At 57.7% G+C, this 20584-nt stretch carries 16 protein-coding genes; 14 read left to right on the forward strand and 2 right to left on the reverse strand.

All coding sequences use genetic code 11. The features are described 5' to 3' along the window. Nucleotides 1-109 precede the first annotated feature (109 nt). From BMS17_RS26665 to pgm, 3 genes are all read left to right on the forward strand, one after another. Complete coding sequence (locus BMS17_RS26665; protein ID WP_077432140.1) at nt 110-1570, forward strand: hypothetical protein; 1461 nt, start codon at nt 110-112, stop codon at nt 1568-1570. A 67-nt stretch (nt 1571-1637) separates the two neighbouring features. Then, entirely contained in the window at nt 1638-3038 is a 1401-nt protein-coding gene (locus tag BMS17_RS26670; RefSeq protein WP_046033152.1) for a PLP-dependent aminotransferase family protein, read from the forward strand. Nucleotides 3039-3149: 111 nt separating this feature from the next. Then, complete coding sequence (gene pgm, locus BMS17_RS26675) at nt 3150-4796, forward strand: phosphoglucomutase (alpha-D-glucose-1,6-bisphosphate-dependent) (RefSeq protein WP_046033153.1); 1647 nt, start codon at nt 3150-3152, stop codon at nt 4794-4796. Between the two features lie 187 nt (nt 4797-4983). Here pgm and BMS17_RS26680 read toward each other — a convergent pair whose 3' ends face one another. Beyond that, on the reverse strand, nt 4984-5679 hold the full coding sequence (locus BMS17_RS26680) for a pirin family protein (protein ID WP_046033190.1): 696 nt from the start codon (nt 5677-5679) through the stop codon (nt 4984-4986). Nucleotides 5680-5914: 235 nt separating this feature from the next. Between BMS17_RS26680 and BMS17_RS26685 the strand changes: the two genes are divergently transcribed. Continuing rightward, nucleotides 5915-8389, forward strand: a complete 2475-nt coding sequence (locus BMS17_RS26685; RefSeq protein ID WP_077432141.1) for a UvrD-helicase domain-containing protein — start codon at nt 5915-5917, stop codon at nt 8387-8389. 190 nt (nt 8390-8579) lie between these two features. Here BMS17_RS26685 and BMS17_RS26690 read toward each other — a convergent pair whose 3' ends face one another. Next, nucleotides 8580-8855, reverse strand: a complete 276-nt coding sequence (locus tag BMS17_RS26690; RefSeq protein ID WP_027923219.1) for a DUF1652 domain-containing protein — start codon at nt 8853-8855, stop codon at nt 8580-8582. 254 nt (nt 8856-9109) lie between these two features. Here BMS17_RS26690 and BMS17_RS26695 point away from each other — a divergent pair, with 254 nt between their 5' ends. The 10 genes from BMS17_RS26695 to BMS17_RS26740 all read left to right on the forward strand — a co-directional run bounded on the left by BMS17_RS26695 (nt 9110) and on the right by BMS17_RS26740 (nt 20570). Beyond that, the gene (locus tag BMS17_RS26695; RefSeq protein WP_077432142.1) at nt 9110-9925 is read left to right on the forward strand and encodes an AraC family transcriptional regulator; all 816 of its coding nucleotides are present in this window, start codon (nt 9110-9112) and stop codon (nt 9923-9925) included. 50 nt (nt 9926-9975) lie between these two features. Beyond that, nucleotides 9976-11379 (forward strand): FAD-binding oxidoreductase, encoded by a 1404-nt coding sequence (locus BMS17_RS26700; RefSeq protein ID WP_077432143.1) that lies wholly within the window; start codon nt 9976-9978, stop codon nt 11377-11379. 30 nt (nt 11380-11409) lie between these two features. Further along, nucleotides 11410-11751 (forward strand): cupin domain-containing protein, encoded by a 342-nt coding sequence (locus BMS17_RS26705; RefSeq protein ID WP_046033157.1) that lies wholly within the window; start codon nt 11410-11412, stop codon nt 11749-11751. 47 nt (nt 11752-11798) lie between these two features. Then, nucleotides 11799-12884, forward strand: coding sequence for a polyamine ABC transporter substrate-binding protein (locus BMS17_RS26710; protein WP_077432144.1), 1086 nt, complete (start codon nt 11799-11801; stop codon nt 12882-12884). 91 nt (nt 12885-12975) lie between these two features. Next, the gene (locus BMS17_RS26715) at nt 12976-13434 is read left to right on the forward strand and encodes a transposase (RefSeq protein WP_046033159.1); all 459 of its coding nucleotides are present in this window, start codon (nt 12976-12978) and stop codon (nt 13432-13434) included. Nucleotides 13435-13909: 475 nt separating this feature from the next. Continuing rightward, nucleotides 13910-15367 (forward strand): serralysin family metalloprotease, encoded by a 1458-nt coding sequence (locus BMS17_RS26720; RefSeq protein WP_077432145.1) that lies wholly within the window; start codon nt 13910-13912, stop codon nt 15365-15367. 79 nt (nt 15368-15446) lie between these two features. Further along, entirely contained in the window at nt 15447-15869 is a 423-nt protein-coding gene (locus BMS17_RS26725; RefSeq protein WP_077432146.1) for an AprI/Inh family metalloprotease inhibitor, read from the forward strand. Between the two features lie 212 nt (nt 15870-16081). Beyond that, nucleotides 16082-17857 (forward strand): type I secretion system permease/ATPase, encoded by a 1776-nt coding sequence (locus tag BMS17_RS26730; RefSeq protein WP_077432147.1) that lies wholly within the window; start codon nt 16082-16084, stop codon nt 17855-17857. After that, nucleotides 17854-19203, forward strand: a complete 1350-nt coding sequence (locus tag BMS17_RS26735; RefSeq protein WP_046033163.1) for an HlyD family type I secretion periplasmic adaptor subunit — start codon at nt 17854-17856, stop codon at nt 19201-19203. Before BMS17_RS26730 ends, BMS17_RS26735 begins: the two co-directional genes overlap by 4 nt. 2 nt (nt 19204-19205) lie before the next feature. Further along, nucleotides 19206-20570 (forward strand): TolC family outer membrane protein, encoded by a 1365-nt coding sequence (locus tag BMS17_RS26740; protein WP_046033164.1) that lies wholly within the window; start codon nt 19206-19208, stop codon nt 20568-20570. The last annotated feature ends 14 nt before the right edge of the window (nt 20571-20584 follow it).

Here is a 20584-nt window from a genome sequence, read left to right on the forward strand (position 1 = left end):
GTTAATATTTCATATCAACTCCAGCACTCTAATCATGACAGGTAACCGATTGCATCATGCATGACGTTGTTTGTGTGACATCGACTCTATGAGTAACAGGTAAACGAAGATGACCAATACCCATGATCAGGCAATGAACTATGTTTATCAGCAAGTACTGCAACGATTGCTGAGTTTTTTCTCACGGGCTGAACGTACGGCTTTGCAACTGATGATTCAGCGCATCGTGGTCGCAGCCGGTGGCATGGAACGTATCGGCGAATACAAGGTGCTGACGATCCAGTCCGGCACCCGAGACAATTGCTACACCCTTGCTCTGCTGCGCGCCGCACAATTGAGTATTGCCGGCCGGGCCCCGGCGACATTCCAGCTGCGGGTGGCGACCTTGCGATCGAACGGGGTGGTGTCGGCGGCCGTTGAAAATATCCATCGCAGTTGCAGCGCATTGTTTCTTTACGATGATCCTCGCGTTGAAGTGTTGATGGTCGATAACCGCGAGGTCCTGCCGTTCAATCATGCAGTAGCAATCTCTGAAGCCGGACGGGAGTCAAATCGCCTCAATCTTTTGATGGTGGGTCACCGTCGAACCTGGAACGGCCCCCTCGACCTTTGGGATGACGCCTACCTGGCAACCGGCGAGTTCTACGGGCAGATAGCCCGCTGGGATCGCGGTGTCGATGCCTTGGTCAGCAGCGATTCGCCTCGTCAGCAAAAGCAGTTACTGGAGGGATTGAACCGTGCTGCGGCGAAGGCCGGTTTCAAGGCCCCGGATCAACCGGAAACCAGCTATGAGCAGCTCTTTGCTCGACTCGATGAACTGGGCAGCGATTGCTATCGCGAGTTTTATCCAGATCACGAACAAGCCGCGTGGCGCCCCGCAGAAGGTTTTGAGGCGTGTCGCCGTGCGACCTACATCGATATTCACGACATGTTGGTCAGCAACCTGGAAGAGCGCTGGCCGCTGCTCACTGAGTTCCTGAAGTTTCAACCTGACGGGCTGACGACTCAATTGGGCGATTACGAATTCGTCAGCCTTTCGATTGCCGCACACCTGCGGGGGCTGCAAGCCTGCTTCGTGCAGGGTCGCGCGTATGAGGCCGGTGTTGCCGACTATGTGCAGCGGGTATTGGTGATGATGCGCCGCAAGCACCTTCCTGAGCATGCGTGTGAACAGGCATTACAGGCGTTTTGTGCCCCGGCAATCCTGTCCGATCAGCGGGAATTGGCGGCGATAGAGGCTCAAAGGACCTTGGGTCTGAATGAAGCTCAGTTGGTGTGTTTGCTGTTCGCTCCTTTTGTCGAGCATGGCGCATCGCTTGAATACTTTCTGCGCCAGTGTCATCCCGGCATGCTCGTGGCGTTGCCGGACCTGCATCGGGCCATGCAGGGCATGCCTGCACCCGAGCAGGTTTTGCAATGGATGGTTGACGTCAGCGGGTTACCCGTCAGCCTGATTGGTACGCTTTATCGCATGGGGCCGGTGGTCAGCGGCGAACCTGCGGACGTGGGGCAGAGCGCAGATACAAGGGAGATTGACGTTGTGACGAGCGAACGGTCAGCGGGACGTTGAAGGTGCCCGGCTTGGTAACGTCCGCTCAGCGGCTTTGGGCCGTGTTCAGCGTGTTCGGTCATTGCTCATGAAAGGACCCCGAGAAACCGATTTCGCTTATCAGGCGGTGTACCGCTACCTGACCCACCTCATCAGCGAGCCGGCCAGCGATACGCGCGTGCGGCTTCCTTCGTTACGACAGTTGGCGGAACGCCTGAGCGTATCGATTTCCACCATTCAGTACGCTTACTCGCTGCTGGAAAAGGAGGGGCGAGTCTATTCGGTCGCCAAATCCGGTTACTACGCATTGCCCGTGTCCTTCATCCGGCCGCCGTGCAGCGGCAATGACCTGCTGGAGACGGTTTATGTCAATGCCAGGCGCCCGGGAATGCTGGTGTTGAGTACCGATGAACCTGCGCTGTTGCAGCCGTTGGACAGCCCACTGTTGCTGCTGGAGCGAGAGCTGTTGCGCCAGTATCCGCGCCAGCCGCAATCGAGTGTTCAACCTTGCGGCGAACGGGAACTGCGCGCGGCCCTGGCGGCACGCTATACCTCCTCGCCAGCACGTTGTTGGCACGCCGACGATGTCTACATCGGCGCCGATCTGCGGGGCGTACTGGAAATATTGATCGCGGTGCTTTGTCTCAAGGACGCAACGGTCGTGGTGGAGTCGCCCTGCGACTGGTCGATCTTGCGCTTGTTTGACGCCTGCGATGTAAACGTTGTCGAGGTGGCATTGCAAGCCGATGGTGGGCTGGATCACGACCATCTGCAGTTGTTGCTGGAGTCCGAGCCGGTGAGACTGGTGATGCTGTCGTCCGGCCTGAACATGCCGCGTGGCAGTGTGGCCTGCGACAGCAACAGACAGAAGACCGCACAGTTGCTGGAGCGACACGGTAGTTGGGTGTTGGAGAATGACTGTTACGGCGAACTTGAATATGAACCCGGCCGTCCACGGTTTCGCGATTTACTGGACCCGGACAGATTGATCGTATTTTCCACGTTCGAGAAAGTCATCGGGCCAGAAGCGCCATATGGTTATCTGCTTTCGCGGCAACTGCGCAGTGAACTGCAGCGGCACTTTCTGCTGCGCTCGTTCCGCTTGTCGCCGATCCGCCAGAAAGCCATCGCGCGCCTGTACAACAATGGGCGGATCGACCAGCACTTGTTGGTGCTGCGACGACTGCTCAAGGAGCGCAAAGTGCAAATGACCCTGTTGCTTGAGGAGCGCCTGGCGGATGCGTTGCACTTTGTCGACCCCAAGGGGGGAGCGACGGTCTGGGTTCGTTCGTTGCGTCGGGTCGATGTGCGCGGCGTGTTCCACCGCCTGCTCAAGCAACAAGTGGTGGTGGCGCCGGGGGAATTGTTCAGTTTGCGCGGGCTGCATGCGCAACATTTACGATTGAGCCATACCTTTGGCGGTGAGCATGATCTTGGCGTTGCACTGGGCTTGCTGGGGGATGCCTTGCGTCTGGAGGCGGTCGATTGAACGAGGTTATAAAACATCCTCGATCTTCCTGGATCGATAACATCGCGTTGCGGTCAAACTGCCAGTAAACTGCGATCCAATTCCTGAACCACTCTATTTCAGAGGTTTTGCATGACACTCAGTCCTTTTGCGGGCAAACCGGCACCGGCAGAATTGTTGGTCGATATCCCGCGACTGGTAACGGCCTATTACACCGGCCAGCCTGACGCCGCCATCTCAACCCAGCGTGTAGCATTTGGCACGTCCGGGCACCGAGGCAGCTCGTTCGACCTGAGTTTCAACGAGTGGCACGTTCTGGCTATCAGCCAGGCGATCTGCCTGTATCGCGAAGCCCAGGGCATCGACGGCCCGTTGTTCGTCGGGATCGACACCCACGCACTGTCCACGCCGGCGGGTGCCAGCGCCCTGGAAGTGTTGGCGGCGAACGGCGTCACCGTGATGATCGCCGAAGGTGATGAATACACGCCGACCCCGGCCATTTCCCATGCCATTCTCTGCTACAACCGTGGTCGCACGTCGGGGCTGGCGGACGGTATCGTCATCACGCCGTCCCACAACCCGCCGCAAAGCGGTGGCTACAAGTACAACCCCACCAACGGTGGTCCGGCCGATACCCATATCACCAAGTGGATCGAGGCCAAGGCCAACGAACTGCTGGCCGCCAAGCTCGCTGGCGTCAAGCGCATCAGCTATGAGCAGGCGCTGAAAGCCAGCACGACTCACCGTCACGATTACCTCAATACCTACGTTGCCGATCTGATCAACGTGATCGACTTCGACGCCATCCGTGATGCCAAGCTGCGTCTGGGCGTTGATCCGTTGGGCGGAGCAGGGGTGCGCTACTGGTCGGCTATTGCCGAGCACTACCGTCTGGACCTCGACGTGGTCAACAAACAGGTTGATCCGACGTTCCGGTTCATGACCGTCGACTGGGACGGCCAGATCCGCATGGACCCATCGTCCAGCCACGCGATGCAAGGCCTGATCGGCCTCAAAGAGCGCTTTGATGTCGCGTTTGCCTGCGACCCGGATCATGACCGTCATGGCATCGTTACGCCGTCCGGTGGTTTGCTTGCACCGAACAATTACCTGGCGGTATCGATCGACTACCTGTTTCAGAACCGCCCGCAGTGGCGCGCCGATGCAGCCGTGGGCAAGACCGTGGTCAGCAGCTGCTTGATTGATCGCGTTGCCAAGCGCCTGGGGCGTCGATTGTACGAAGTGCCCGTCGGCTTCAAATGGTTTGCTGACGGTCTGTTCGACGGTTCGCTGGGTTTCGGCGGCGAAGAAAGTGCTGGCGCCTCGTTCCTGCGCAAGGATGGCGGTGTCTGGTGCACCGACAAGGATGGCTTGATCCCGGCACTGCTGGCAGCAGAAATGACTGCTCGCACAGGCCGCGATCCGAGTCAGGCCTATCGCGCATTGACCGACGAACTCGGCGAGCCGTTCTCGGTACGCGTGGATGCCAAGGCCAACCCTGAACAGAAAGCCTTGCTGAGCAAGCTGTCGCCGGATCAGGTCACCTCGACCGAGCTGGCGGGCGAAGCCATCCAAAGCATCCTCAGCCATGCGCCGGGTAATGATCAGGCCATCGGCGGCCTGAAGGTCATGACTGAAAACGGCTGGTTCGCGGCGCGCCCATCGGGCACGGAAGACATCTACAAGATCTACGCCGAAAGCTTTGTGAGTGATGACCACCTCAAGCAATTGGTGGCAGAAGCACAAACACTGGTGGATGGCGCAATCGCTGCGAAGTGATTGAAGACCCTATCGAGGGCAAGCCCGGCTCCCACAGTGTCAGTGTCGAACACAAAATCTGTGATCACCACTGAACCTGTGGGAGCGAGCTTGCTCGCGATGGCTTCAGTCCAGGCACCAAAATTCCAAAAAAAAAAGGGGCGACCATAACGGTCGCCCCTTTTTTTGTCCGGAGTTTTTTACTCGATCAAGCCAGGTCGACCAGGACGATTTCACTGTCCTCGATCGCTGTCACTCGCAACACCTGCTCATCGGCCACGGCAACACCGTCTCGAGCTTGTGCACGCAAGCCGTTGACTTCAATGACACCGGTGGCTGGCACCAGGTAAGCGCGACGACCGCTGTCCAGGCGATATTCAGCCGATTCACCGGCCTTCAGGTTGGCCGCCACCAGCCGCGCATCGGCACGGATTCGCAAACTTTGATCGTCACCGGATTTGCCGCTGGCCAGAGTCACGAAGCCTTCACGCTCACCTTTCGGGAACGGCTTGGCGCCCCAGGACGGTGCAAGACCGGACTCGTTCGGGATAATCCAGATCTGGAAAATCTTGGTCGGTGTCGCCTCCAGGTTGTATTCGCTGTGTGCGATCCCGGTGCCGGCGCTCATCACCTGAACATCACCTGCTTCGGTGCGGCCCTTGTTGCCAAGGTTGTCCTGGTGAGTAATCGCGCCTTCACGAACATAGGTAATGATTTCCATGTCCCGATGCGGGTGTTGTGGAAACCCGGTGCCAGGGGCGATCACGTCATCGTTCCACACCCGCAGGTTGCCCCAGTTCATGCGCTTGGGGTCATAGTACTCAGCGAACGAAAAGTGATGATGGGCATCCAACCAGCCGTGATGGGCGCCACCCAAAGAGCTAAAGGATCTGAGTTCGAGCATGATCGTTTCCTGAAAGGGGTTAATGGCGAGCATCATCTATCAGGCACTCATCGATAAAAAGCGTAAAAAATGCCTCATTACCATCGAATTAGTTGATGCAAAATAACCTCAAAACGTTCTCATCCAGCCTTCACTTCATCGCATAAGCCAATGACCTGTAAGCATTTCACTAGAACTGAACAGCAAATGCAGACACCATAGCCCTCAACAGCCTCACACCCTGGAGTCAGCCCGCGTGCCGCAACACACCCCCGATCTTCCTCCCGAACTTCGTCCCTTGACCGAGATGCCGCTGCTCAAACGCCTGGCCGCCCGATTCTTCGGTCATGGCTTGACCCGCCTGCGCGCCCAACACCGCGCCTCCTGGTTGCATGGGCAGGCCGACGGTTTTCGCAGCGGTCACAGCGCGGGGTTCGACTACGGCTACAAAGAAGGCCGGGTCGAAGGGTTGGAAGAAGGCCGGCAGGTGTTGCTGATCCGCGACTCGCGTTCAACCGAACATCGGCCACCCAACGTGGATGACAATCTGTTTGACGATTGGCGACTGCCATTGAGCGCTGAACTGAAGAGGCGCATGAAGGCTGATGTGGCCAGTCTGATGCCATCGCATGCCCAGCCGAGCGCTGCCCAGTGGAAGATGATTTTCAGCGATACGCCGTCAACGTCAGTGATTGCCGGGGCGGGCGCAGGCAAATCGACCACGCTGGTGCTGCGCATCCTGCTGCTGACTCACTACCTGGGTTTCGAGCTGGATTCGATGACCGTAGTGACGTTCACTCGCGAGTCACGTAAAGACTTCATTAACAAGCTGATCGAACTGTTTGCGTTGTGGGACCGTGCGCTGAGCCTCAAAGAGGCGCGCAATCTGGTGCGCACTTTCCACTCTCGTATCCTGCCGATGGTACGCAGCCTGCCGGGATTCGAGCGTTTGCAAGCGTTCGAAAACCTCAGTGATCGCGCGCAAAACGGCGACGAGGAGGTCGACAGTAATCCGTTCGACTTGCGTATCAATGATGCCCAGCGACAGCGGCTCAACGCCTGTTATCACCAGTTGCATACCCGTGACGAACGCTTTCGCGAGTTAATCAAGCCGTTGTCCCGTCACGCCTTGCAACTCAAGGAGCTGGAGCGCGACCACCCGGATGTACAAAAACGCGTGGCCGTGACCGAATTGGCCGCCAAGCGCGATGAAGAGTTATGTGATGCCATTGAAGACCTGTGGTTTCGCGCTGGCGCCTGGCCCATCAAGGGCATTGAGCCGAAACGCCAGACTTTCGATATCAATGGCTCGACGTTCCATTGCCACGGTTACATCCCGAGTCTGGATGCGTGGGTCGTGCTGGGGTTCGATCCCCGGGAAAACCCGCAGGTCTGCCGTCCGAATGCCAAGCTAACGGTCCGTGCAGAATGGGCGGTTAAGCGCACCCTGTTTCAAGCTTTCTGTCGTAAGTCATTGATATGGCTTGATAGTTACGAGTCATCAAAGCGCATTTTGACCTCGTTGGCAGGCGATGCCAGTGCGGGGCCGGGCTTTGATTACAAGGTAAAAGGAGAGCTGGCGTCAGCCCCCTTGCTGGATTGTTTTGTCGCGGCGGCCGGGTTCATAGAAAACCTCGGCCTGGATGTTCCGGGCGCAGTTGGTCAGATGAGTTTCGCCAAGGATGACCCCGACCGGTTCTTCTTCGAGGCGTTGAGTCTGTTCTGGCGGGCGCTGGAAGATCACCTGCTCGATCAAAAGCCCCCGGTAATGACCTACAACCGCATGTTCGCGCTATTCAGCGAGCATTCCCCGGAAAACCTGAAGCTGCTCAGCGATGAACTACTGCGGCCAATGTCGCACCTGATGATCGACGAATTTCAGGACGTATCGCCACAGATCGTCTCCTGGATTCGCGCAAGCCTGGCCGAAATCCGCAGTCGAGGCCCGGCGATGCACGTGGGGCGGGGCGCGCAGCGTTCATCCTTGCTGTGCGTCGGTGATGACTGGCAGTCCATTTACGGCTGGCGCGGCAGTTCGCCGACGTATTTCATGGAGTTCAATAAAGAATTCCCGTCACCAGGCACTACCAAAGTTATGCTCGGCGACAACTATCGCAGCCATCAATACATCATCGACGCTGCCGAGCATATCGTCCGTGCGGCGCCGGCTATCGCAGGCAAGAAAGCCAAGGCTTGTGGCGAGCCCAAAGCGTTGTTGCCGGTAAACGTTCTGGATCGAGACGATCAGGGCATGGCACAGCGCCTGATGGAACACTACCGGCAGGGTGATTCAATCTTGATGTTGTATCGAAAAAGCAGCGATAAGTTATTGATAGAAAAACATATTCAGTCGGTTGTTAATGTTGATTCTAGCTTGCCTTATGACGAGCGCCGACTCAAACAGCTCACCTATCACAGCGCCAAAGGCTTGCAGGCTGACGCAGTATTTTTGCTGGGCGATTGTCAGCATTTGACCCAGTCACCGTACAAGAACCAGGTTTACCAGATGGCGGGCCTTGGCAAGGCAGGCGACAGTGAGCCGTACGACAGCGCGCAAAAGGACGAAATCCTGCGACTGGCGTACGTCGGCATCACCCGGGCAGTGAGTCATTGCTACTGGTATGTGGAGGGGCAGGACTCATCCGCGGTGAACATGCCCAAGGCGTCCGACCGGATCGGCAGCGGCAAAGCGTTTTTTGCCGATCATCGCCATAGTGCAAAGTCAGCGTAATCCTTGTGGGAGCGGGCTTGCCCGCGAAGGCGTCGTGTCAGTCGAAATCGGCATCAGTTGAAAGGCCGCTTTCGCGAGCAGGTCGAATCGTCGCACCATCGCTCCCACATTGGATTTCATTGCATCTGAACAATGTGGCCAACCACAAAAAAGCCCACATGACGTGGGCTTTTTACTGGGTGTTCAGCCATCAGGCATAGCTTCTGAGGGCCACAGGTGGGATGAACGCCTCAAGTTCATCCTCGACAGCTTCAATGATTCGCTCGACATCCGCAGCGTTCATGACGGTTGCGCAAGGAATACCGGCAATGGCGATCATGGTCTCGCCACTGGCGCGATCAAACAGCCGCGCAATCATGCTGCCCGGCGCGTCCATGCTCGCCTCGAATCCCATGGGATGAAAATGCCAGCGCATCAGCTGGCAGGCGTTTGGAAACGTGACTTTGCTGAAAGACCCTTTATTCATATGTTGCCCGCCTTCTTCATCGAGCGCTTCCTTTAGCTCAGTTTAGGAGGGGTAGAGCCTTCAATGGCTCAACCGGTGACTGCATTTAAAAGTAGCACCGGTATGTGAAAACGATGTGATTTTTTTCGGTTCTATTGAGCGCTTCGTCGATTTTTTTGTAAGGGGGTCGCGCTGGGTTTTCGCGGGGCATTTTTGCAGCCATTGAAGCCTTCGCCGAACTTGGGCAAGCTCGGCGTTTTCGCCCTGGGTTTTTTATGCACACCGATGATGATGGGCCGCAGCAGACCCGGGTCACGGGCGAGACGGTCATGCGCTACCACTTGTGCTGGAAGCACCGCGATCTGGATGGCGTGATGGCGCTTTATCACCCTGAGATCCAGTACCACGACTTTTTCCAGAATCGGGTGATGGGGCTCGATGAACTGCGTGAGTACGTGCGCGTCAGCATGCCTCGCAACCCGGGCGAAGCGCTGGAACATTCGGACCGGATTCGCCTCGACGGTAACACCGCGTTTATTCAGTACCGGATGACCTTGCGTGGCGGTGAGGGGCTGGTGTCCTTCCACACCAGTGAGGCAATCATGGTACGTGATGGCTTGATTTGGCGGGTCAACGAATACGCCACGCTGGTCCACGAGCAGGCAGACAACAAGGCGAGCAAGGCGCTGCGCCCGGCCGTCAGTCGTCTGGGGTTGTCGCCGAGACAATTGAGTTTCATGGCCGATGACTTGCAGCAGTATTTCCTGCGTCAGCAACCGTACCTGGACCCCGAGCTCGACCTGCAACGGGTAGCGAAGGAGTGTGGCTACAGTCGCAACCAGATTTCCTACTTGCTGAATCAGGTGCTGGGCCAGAGCTTCTATCGCTACGTTAACCAGGCGCGCTTGCAACATCTGCTCAGCGCACTGGACGCTGCCACGCCGCCATTGCGTATCGACGAGCTGGCGTTTGCCGCGGGTTTCAATTCGCTGTCGGCGTTCTACAACTGTTTTCGCCAGCACACCGGTCTGTCCCCCAAGGCCTATGCAAAACAAATTTCTTTGCGTGCACGCGCGCAAGACAGTCCCTGAGCCCACGCACTAGGATCGACGCCATCGAAGTTTGAGTGGCGGAGTCTTGCATGTCGGCGTGGCGCACTATCAGTTTATGGATGGATCAGCTCGACGAGCCGTTATTGGCTCGTCCGGCGCTGGAGCACGACCTGGACGTCGACGTCGCAATCATCGGCGCCGGCTATACCGGGCTCTGGACGGCGTATTACCTCAAGCGTCTGGCACCGGGCCTGGACATCGCTATTGTCGAAGCACAAACCGCCGGTTTTGGCGCCTCGGGCCGTAATGGCGGCTGGTTGATGGGCAATATCCTGGGTGAAGACCGTTTGCTCGCCGGCTTGTCGCCGGAACAACGCCGCGCGTCATTCGACCTGCTGCACGCCATTCCTGATGAAGTGGAAGTCGTCCTTGAGCGTGAGGGCATCGCCTGCGATTACCGCAAAGGTGGGGTGCTTTACTGCGCCGCACGCTACCCCGAGCAGGAAGTCAGCCTGCGCCGCTATCTGGACGACCTTTACCGCCAGGGCCTGACCGAAAGTGATTACCGCTGGCTCAGTCCCGAGCAACTGGCGCAACAGGTCAGAATTGCGAAGCCCTATGGCGGTATCTATGCACCGCACGTCGCGACCCTCCATCCGGCAAAGTTGGTGCGAGGTTTGGCTCGGACGGTGGAAAACATGGGGGTAAAGATCTATGAAAACAGCCCGGTCACGCAGTGGCAGTCGGGGAGTTTGCACACGGCCAAGGCACAGGTTCGCAGCCGCTGGATTGTCCCGGCAGTAGAAGGCTACGCAACCACCTTGCCGCCGCTGGGTCGGTATCAACTGCCGGTGCAAAGCCTGATCGTTGCCACGGAGCCGCTGTCGGCTGCGGTCTGGGACGAAATCGGTCTGAATCAAGGCCAGGCGTTCAGCGAGAGCAGCCGCCAGGTGACCTATGGCCAGCGTACTGCCGACAACCGCTTGGTATTTGGTGCGAGGGGCGGGTACCAATTTGCCGGCAAATTACGCCACGACTTCGATCTGACAATCCACGAAGTGGAGCTACGGCGCTATCTGTTCGGCGAGCTCTTCCCTCAGATGAAGAACACACGGATTACCCACGCCTGGGGCGGCAACCTTGGCATGTCGCGGCGCTTCAAACCGCACATGTTGTGTGATCACGCCAGTGGCATCGCCTTGTCCGGTGGTTATGGCGGGGAGGGTGTCGGTGCCAGCAACCTGGGCGGACGTACCCTTGCTGATCTGATTCTTGAGCGCGATACGGAGTTGGTACACCAGCCTTGGGTCATGCCGGGTGGGCTCGACACACTCAAGGCCTGGGAGCCGGAACCCTGCCGCTGGCTCGGTTACAACGCGATCATCCGCAGCTTTGTCCACGAAGACCAGACCCTGGCCAACCCGGCTACCGCACCCTGGCGCCGCAAGCTGGCCAGCGGGGTCGCGGGGTTCATGGAAGGCTTCATGCAGTAAACAGCGCTTTTTCCCTCGACAGGTACGCCCATGAGCATTACGCAGTTCAAGAACACCGCCACCTTGCAGCTGGAAGAATCCAATCCGGTCGCTGTGCCACTGGGGACCCCCGTGGCGGTGGCCTCGACCACCAGCGTCGAACGCGACGACGGCGTCGAAACCGGGGTCTGGGAATGCACGCCCGGACGCTGGCGCCGACAAATCGTTGCCCAGGAATTCTGTCACTTCATCCAGGGGCGCTGCACTTTCACCCCGGACGACGGTGAAACCCTGCACATAGAAGCTGGCGATGCATTGATGTTGCCAGCCAACAGTCTCGGTATCTGGGATATCCAGGAAACCGTGCGCAAGACCTACGTTTTGATTTTTTGATCTTCTGATTGCCTGCCAATAACAAAAGCCCCTACAGGAATCGACTCATGATCCGAAAGACACTGACACTGGCGCCACTTGCACTCGTCGCAACCCTCAGCCAGGCGGCCGAGACGGTTAAAATCTACAACTGGTCGGACTACATCGCCCCGGAGACCACGAAAAACTTCCAGAAAGAAACCGGCATCGCCTTCACCTATGACGTCTATGACAGCAACGAAACCCTCGACGGCAAATTGATGACTGGTAAATCCGGGTATGACGTGGTGTTTCCGTCCAACCACTTCATGGCGCGGCAGATTGAGGGGGGAGCGCTGAAGAAGCTCGACAAGAGCCAGTTGCCAAACTGGCAGAACCTCAATCCGGTGCTACTAAAGGCCTTGCAAACCAACGATCCGGGTAACGAGCACGGTTTCCCGTACCTATGGGGCAGCACGGGTATCGGCTACAACATCGCCAAGGTCAAGGCTGCGCTGGGCGACAACGCGCCGGTCGATTCCTGGGACCTGATCTTCAAACCCGAGAACATGAAAAAGCTGCAAAAGTGCGGCGTCGCCATCCTCGACAACGGCCCGGAACTGCTGCCTGCGGCGCTGAATTACCTGGGGTTGCCACCCCACAGTAAAAATCCGGAAGACTATAAAAAGGCCGAAGCACTGCTGCTGAAAGTTCGGCCGTATGTCAGCTATTTCCATTCGTCCAAGTACACCAGCGACCTCGCCAACGGTGACATCTGCGTGGCCGTCGGTTTCTCCGGCGACATCCTGCAAGCGGAGAATTGCGCCAAGGAGGCCAAGAATGGCATCGACATCGGCTACTCCATTCCCAAGGAGGGCGCCGCCATCTGGTTCGACATGGTCGCGATGCCCGTCGACGCGCCGGACGAGAAAGCGGGCTATGCCTTCATGAATTACCTGCTGCGCCCGGACGTCATGGCCGATGTCAGCAATTACGTGCACTACGCCAATGGCAACGAACAGGCAGACAAGCTGATCGAGCCGACAATCAAGAACGACACCAAGATTTATCCGAGCCCCGAGATGATGGGCAAGCTGTTCGCGCTGGAGGCGATGCCGCTGAACATTGACCGGGTTCGCACGCGCGTGTGGAACAAGATTCGGACGGGGAGTTGAGGGTTCATGTTTTGTGTGATTTGCGCTCAGTGATTCGGCTGGCAATACGGTAGATTCCAGGCCTCCTTTTTATTGATCAGGAGGCAATGGAATGCCACTCGATTCAAAAGCCGGTCAGCTGCGTATTGGGCGTTTTTCCGAATCTGGGCGCATTTACTTATTGACGGTTGTCGTTCACCAGCGGCAGCCGTTTTTTGTTGATTGGCGTTTGGGAGGGTCGGTTGTTCAGCAATTGCGCTTGGCGCAGGAGGACGGTTGGGCCGATTTTTTGACGTGGGTGGTGATGCCAGATCATATGCATTGCCTGGTGCGGTTGCAGGACAAGACGCTGGCGGAGCTGATGTGCCGGATAAAGTCACGCAGCAGCCTGGCAGTCAATCAGGCGTTAGGGCGGCGAGGGCGGTTGTGGCAGAAGGGTTATCACGATCGCGCGGTTCGGCGGGACGAAGACGTGAAGGATCTTGCGCGCTATGTCGTGGCCAACCCGATACGGGCGGGGTTGGTGACGCGTGTTCATGATTATCCGCTTTGGGATGCGTGTTGGTTGTGATGATTTGACGACTGCTGCGCCGCCGGACGCAGGCTGCGCCAGCTGCTACAAGGATTGCGGTGTACATGAACCTTGTAGCAGCTGGCGAAGGCTGCGTTCGGCTGCGCAGCAGTCGTAAATTCTCAAATCCAACACAAATTTAACTGATATCAATGCACTGGCACTCATATTGATTAGTCCAGAAAATCGAGACGCCTTCGACAAAAAACAACTTACTTATATTTAATATTTAAATAGCGAATTGTCAGACGATTTGCGCAAACGCACAGATGCAAAACAATCTTTAGCCAGCGCACGCATTGTTTACGGGCATATGCCGGAACAGAACAATTTGACGTCAAAAAAACACTAGACGTTTGATTTCAAATTGTGTCAGTTTTCTTTCGCCTTCATTGGGCGAGTGATAGGACGATCTCGCCAGGGATTGTCGCTATCTGACAAAAACTGTTCCATAGCTAAACAAGGAAGTGTGTTTATGTCGAATGTAAAAACCAGCGCTATTGATCATGCCGAACAGGCCTCTGCGTCCTCGCAAGCATTGGCTGCACCCAGTTCAGCGTATAACCAGATCGACAGCTTCAGCCATGAATATGACCGAGGCGGCAGTCTCACGGTCAATGGCAAACCGTCCTACTCCGTCGATCAGGCCGCCACCCAGTTACTGCGCGACGGAGCTGCCTACCAGGATAAGGACGGCAGCGGCAAAATCGAACTGACCTACATGTTCCTGACCTCGGCATCGTCGAGCACCATGAACAAGCACGGAATTACCGGCTTCAGTCAGTTCAGCAGCCAACAAAAAGCCCAGGCCGTGCTTGCCATGCAATCCTGGGCCGATGTGGCCAACGTGACCTTCACCGAGAAGTCCACGGGCGGTGACGGTCATATGACCTTCGGCAACTACAGTGGTGGCCAGGATGGCGCCGCGGCATTTGCCTATCTGCCGGGCACGGGCGCTGGTTATGACGGTACGTCCTGGTACCTGACCAACAGCAGCTACACGCCGAACAAGACGCCGGACCTGAACAATTACGGCCGTCAAACGCTGACCCACGAGATCGGGCACACCTTGGGCCTGGCGCATCCTGGCGACTACAACGCCGGCGAAGGCGCACCGACTTACAATGACGCCACTTACGGGCAAGACACCCGCGGTTACAGCGTCATGAGTTACTGGAGCGAAAGCAATACCGACCAGAACTTCAGCAAGGGCGGCGTCGAAGCGTATGCGTCCGGCCCGCTGATGGACGATATTGCCGCCATCCAGAAACTCTACGGTGCCAATACGAGCACCCGTACCGGCGACACGACCTACGGCTTCAACTCCAACACCGGTCGCGACTTCCTCAGTGCGTCTTCGTCGTCGGACAAGGTCGTGTTCTCGGTGTGGGACGCAGGCGGCAAGGACACCCTGGACTTCTCGGGTTTCACCCAAAACCAGAAGATCAACCTCAATGAGGCTTCGTTCTCCGACGTCGGTGGCTTGGTCGGCAACGTTTCCATTGCCAAGGGTGCAGTCATCGAGAATGCGATCGGCGGTTCGGGCAGCGATCTGTTGATCGGTAACGGTGCCGCCAACGAATTGAAGGGCGGTGCCGGCAACGACATTCTCTTCGGCGCGGGTGGTGCTGACAAGCTATGGGGCGGTACCGGTTCGGACACGTTTGTGTTCGCTGCCAGCAGCGACTCCAAGCCAGGTGTGGCCGACCAGATCCTCGACTTTGTCAGCGGCCTGGACAAGATCGACCTGACCGGCATTACCAAAGGCGCAGGCCTGCACTTCGTGAGCGCGTTCACCGGTGCGGTCGGCGATGCCGTATTGACCACCTCGGGCGCCAATAGCCTGTTGTCGGTGGACTTCTCCGGGCATGGTGTGGCTGATTTCCTGGTCAACACCGTCGGCCAGGCGGCGTTCTCGGACATCGTGGCTTGATTCAGGGCTAAAAAGGAGCGCGGCGCTTGATAGGCCGCGCTCTGTCCTGGCCTCGATGCATCCCGGAGTGAAACGTCGTATGACCGCTAACGCCTTAACCTGCACAATGACCGCGTGGCTGTTGGCAACGCTGATAATGTTTCCTGGAGATACAACCATGGCAAGCAGCCTGAAATTAGCAGACCCCGCTGAACTCGCCGGACAATGGCAAGCCACCCTGGTCGCCAAACAAGACTCGCCCGAGTCGTTGGCAATGCAGGACGAACCATCGAATGTTTGCCTTGTTGACCTTCTATCCACCCAGACGCTGGGCGAGGGTGCCGAGTGCCTCGGTGCCTGGCTGACAGAACCAGCAACCGGCTGGTTCCCCGAGCCAGACGGTATCGCGATTACCGGCAAAGAAGGCTCAAGAATTTTCTTTTTCAGCCGACAGCATGATGGGTTTTATCAAGGTAATTTGAAGTCAGGCCTGACCATCACGCTCAAGCGCCCCACGGATTAAGCAAATAAGGTGACAGGCCGGTGCAAGTTTAAATATAAATCCCGGCATTGAAGTTATAAGTGACAGATCAATACGCTGACTCATTGTCGAGTATGGAAAACGGGTTGTTAATTTGTAAGCGTTAACTGACAAAGAATGTCTGGAACTGCGAACAAACAGTTAATTGAAACCTCGCCAAGACAGGGCGATGAATATCATCTCAGGAAAAATCAATGAAGATGGCTAAGGCCCCAGCCACCCCACCGTTGTTCAAGGCGTTGGGCGACTATAAAAGCATCTTGATCAGCGTCGGTTGTTTTACCGCATTGATCAATGTGCTGATGCTGGTCCCGTCCATCTATATGCTGCAAGTCTATGACCGAGTGTTGTCTTCGCAAAACGAAACGACCTTGGCCATGTTGTCGCTGATGGTCGTCGGGTTCTTTGCGTTCATCGGGCTTCTCGAAATTATCCGCAGCTTCATCGTGATCCGCATTGGCAGCCAACTGGAGCGACGTTTCAACCTGCGGGTTTATCAGGCTGCGTTCGAGCGCAACCTGTTCAAAGGCGAGGGCAATGCCGGGCAGTCCCTGGGGGACCTGACGCACATTCGTCAGTTTGTCACCGGTCCTGCGCTGTTTGCCTTCTTCGACGCACCCTGGTTTCCGGTCTATCTGTTCGTGATCTACCTGTTCAATATCTGGCTCGGTGTGTTCGCGACTGTAGGCGCGCTGGTACTGATTGGCCTTGCCTGCCTCAACGAAATGATGACCAAGAAGCCATTGGGTGAGGCTGCCGGTTTTTCCCAGAAATCCAGCCAATTGGCGACGAGTCACCTGCACAACGCTGAAACCATCCAGGCGATGGGCATGCTCGGCGTGTTGCGCAAACGCTGGTTCCAGGTGCATTCGCGCTTTCTCAGCTTGCAGAACCAGGCCAGCGACACCGGCGCCGTCATCAGTTCCCTGAGCAAAACCTTGCGGCTGTGCCTTCAATCTCTGGTTCTGGGCCTTGGCGCCTTGCTGGTCATCAAAGGCGACATGACGGCCGGGATGATGATTGCCGGTTCGATTCTGATGGGCCGCGTCCTGAGCCCCATCGATCAGTTGATTGCCGTATGGAAACAGTGGAGCGGCGCCAAGCTCGCCTATCAGCGCCTGGATGCCTTGCTGCAAGCCTTCCCGCCGACGGACGAGGCCATGACCCTGCCTGCGCCGAAAGGGCAGATCACTTTCGAGCAGGTCAGCGCTGGCCCACCTGGGCAACGTGCGGCAACGCTGCACATGGTCAACTTCAACCTGGGTGCCGGGGAGGTGCTGGGCGTGCTCGGCGCCTCCGGTTCAGGCAAATCGACATTGGCCCGAGTGCTCGTCGGCGTCTGGCCAACCCTTGGCGGCACGGTTCGACTGGACGGCGCGGACATTCATCGCTGGAACCGCGATGACCTGGGCCCCTATATCGGTTATTTGCCGCAAGACATCGAATTGTTCAGCGGCAGCATTGCTGAAAACATCGCCCGGTTTCGTGAAACCGATCCACAAAAGGTCGTCGAAGCTGCACAGCAGGCGGGGGTCCATGAACTGATCCTGCGCATGCCGCAGGGCTACGACACGGTGCTGGGTGAAGACGGCGGCGGCCTGTCCGGTGGCCAGAAACAACGTGTGGCACTGGCCCGTGCGTTGTACGGAAAGCCGAGCCTGGTGGTGTTGGACGAGCCTAATTCCAACCTCGATACCGTGGGCGAAGCCGCGCTGGCCGGCGCCATTGCGCAAATGAAAGCTCAGGGCACCAGTGTGATTCTGGTCACTCACCGTTCTTCGGCATTGGCCCAGGCTGACAAATTGCTGGTGCTCAATGAGGGGCGATTGCAGGCATTTGGGCCAAGCCAGGACGTGCTCAAGGCGCTCTCCGGTGCTCAGGATCAACAACGTGAGAAAGCGCCGCAAGCAGCGGGCGGGCTCAGCATGAGCCGGCAGTATCAGCCCACGACAAGGAATTCGGGTGTATGAGCAGCGCACGCATGAACACCGAAAGCGAAGCGACGATGGAACACGACTACCTCACTGAACGTCCCGAGCGCGATGCGCGTTTTTTTGCCCGCATGGGCTGGATGCTGGCCATCGTCGGTGCCGGCAGTTTCTTCACTTGGGCCAGCCTCGCCCCACTTGATCAGGGCATTGCAGTGCAGGGCACCGTTGTGGTGTCTGGCAAGCGCAAAGCCGTGCAATCGATGAGTCCCGGTGTGGTCAGCCGGATTCTGGTGCGCGAGGGGCAAGTGGTGAAGCTGGGCCAGCCGCTGTTCCAGCTCGACCAGACCCAGGTCGCGGCCGATGTCGATTCGTTGCAGGCGCAATACCGCATGGCCTGGGCCAGCGTTGCGCGCTGGGAAAGTGAACGGGACAACCTCAAGCAAGTGAACTTCCCGGCCGAACTGATCAAGGATGCGGATCCTCGATTGGCATTGGTGCTCGAAGGTCAGCGGCAATTGTTCAGCAGCCGCCGCGAAGCCTATTTCCGCGAGCAGGGCGGGTTGCGCGCCAACATGGAAGGCGCCAGCGCGCAGTTGGCCGGCATGCGCCGTGCCCGCACCGACCTGACGGCCCAGGCCAACTCGTTGCAACAACAACTGAGCAACCTTCAGCCCCTGGCGGACAACGGCTACATCCCGCGTAACCGTCTACTGGAATACCAGCGTCAGCTGTCGCAGGTGCAGCAACAATTGGCCGAAAACACCGGCGAAAGCGGTCGCGTGGAGCAGGGCATCCTCGAAGCGAAACTCAAGCTGCAACAGCACATCGAGGAGTATCAGAAAGAAGTCCGCACCCAACTGGCCGACGCGCAACTCAAGAGTGTGACCCTCAAGGAGCAACTGACCTCTGCCGGGTTCAACCTGCAACACAGCGAGATCATCGCGACCGCCGATGGCATCGCGGTCAACCTCGGGGTGCATACCGAGGGCGCCGTGGTGCGCCAGGGTGAAATCTTGCTGGAAATCGTGCCGCAGGGCACCCGCCTGGAAGTGGAAGGGCACTTGCCGATCAACCTGATCGACAAGGTTGGCACCCATTTGCCGGTGGACATTCTCTTCACCGCCTTCAACCAAAGCCGCACGCCACGGGTACCCGGCGAGGTCAGCCTGGTTTCCGCCGACCAAATGGTCGACGAGAAAACCGGCGCGCCGTACTACGTGTTGCGCAGCAGCGTCAGCGACCAGGCCATGGAAAAACTCAACGGGCTGGTGATCAAGCCGGGCATGCCGGCGGAAATGTTCGTGCGGACCGGTGAACGTTCACTCCTCAACTATCTGTTCAAACCGCTGCTCGACCGGGCAGGTTCCGCGTTGACCGAGGAATAAGGATGTTCGGCTGTATGAATAAGCTTTCCCTGCTCGCGGCGACCCTGGTGTTGCTGACGTGCAACAGTGTGATGGCCATGGGGCCGTTCGCTATCTACGAACAAGCGTTGCGCAATGACCCGGTGTTCCTTGGCGCGATCAAGGAACGCGATGCGGGCCTTGAAAACCGCCTTATTGGCCGTGCTGGCCTGCTGCCAAAGCTGGCTTACAACTACAACAAGGGACGCAACACCTCCAAGGTCACCTACCTTGATGAGCGTCGGCAAAATCAGACCGATGACCGCAATTACAGCAGTTACGGCTCGACCTTGACCCTGCAACAACCCTTGCTCGATTACGAAGCTTACGCGGCGTATCGCAAAGGCGTGGCGCAGTCGTTGTTTGCCGATGAGGCCTTTCGCGGCAAGAGCCAGGAGCTGTTGGTGCGGGTGTTGGAGAACTACACCAAGGCACTGTTTGCCCAGGATCAGATCGACATTGCGCAGGCGCGGAAAAAGGCCTACGAGCAGCAGTTCCAGCAGAACGAGCAGATGTTCCGCCAGGGCGAGGGCACGCGCACCGATACGCTTGAGTCGGAGTCCCGTTACGAACTGGCGACCGCTGAAGAAATCGAGGCGCGCAACGAGCAGGATGCGTCCTTGCGTGAGCTGGGTGCGCTGATTGGCGTCCCGACAATCGACATCGCCGACCTGGCGCCGCTGGACCAGCACTTCCAGACCTTCATCCTGCAACCGGCCAACTACGACACCTGGCACGAAATGGCGGTGGCCAATAACCCGAGCCTGGCCTCCCAGCGTCAGGCCGTGGAAGTGGCGCGTTATGAAGTGGAACGCAACCGCGCGGGCCACCTGCCCAAAGTCAGTGCCTATGCCTCGGCGCGCCAGAACGAATCGGAAAGCGGCAACACCTATAACCAGCGTTACGACACCAACACCATTGGCATCGAAGTCAATGTGCCGCTGTATGCCGGTGGCGGGGTATCGGCGTCCACCCGCCAGGCCAGTCGCAACATGGAGCAGGCCGAGTACGAACTGGATGGCAAGACCCGGGAAACCATGATCCAGTTGCGCCGACAGTTCAGCGCCTGCCTGTCGGGCGTCAACAAGCTGCGCGCCTATCAAAAAGCCCTGGTGTCTGCCGAAGCGCTGGTGGTGTCGACCAAGCAAAGCATCCTGGGTGGCGAGCGCGTCAACCTGGATGCGCTGAACGCAGAACAACAACTCTTTACCACTCGCCGGGATTTGGCTCAGACACGCTATGACTACTTGATGGCCTGGACCAAGTTGCATTACTACGCGGGGACCTTGAGCGAACAGGATCTGGCCAAGGTAGACGAGGCGTTCGGCCAAGGTCCGACAACCCAATGAGTTGAACCTGTAGC

This window comes from Pseudomonas sp. C9 (assembly GCF_002000165.1).
GTDB lineage: Bacteria > Pseudomonadota > Gammaproteobacteria > Pseudomonadales > Pseudomonadaceae > Aquipseudomonas.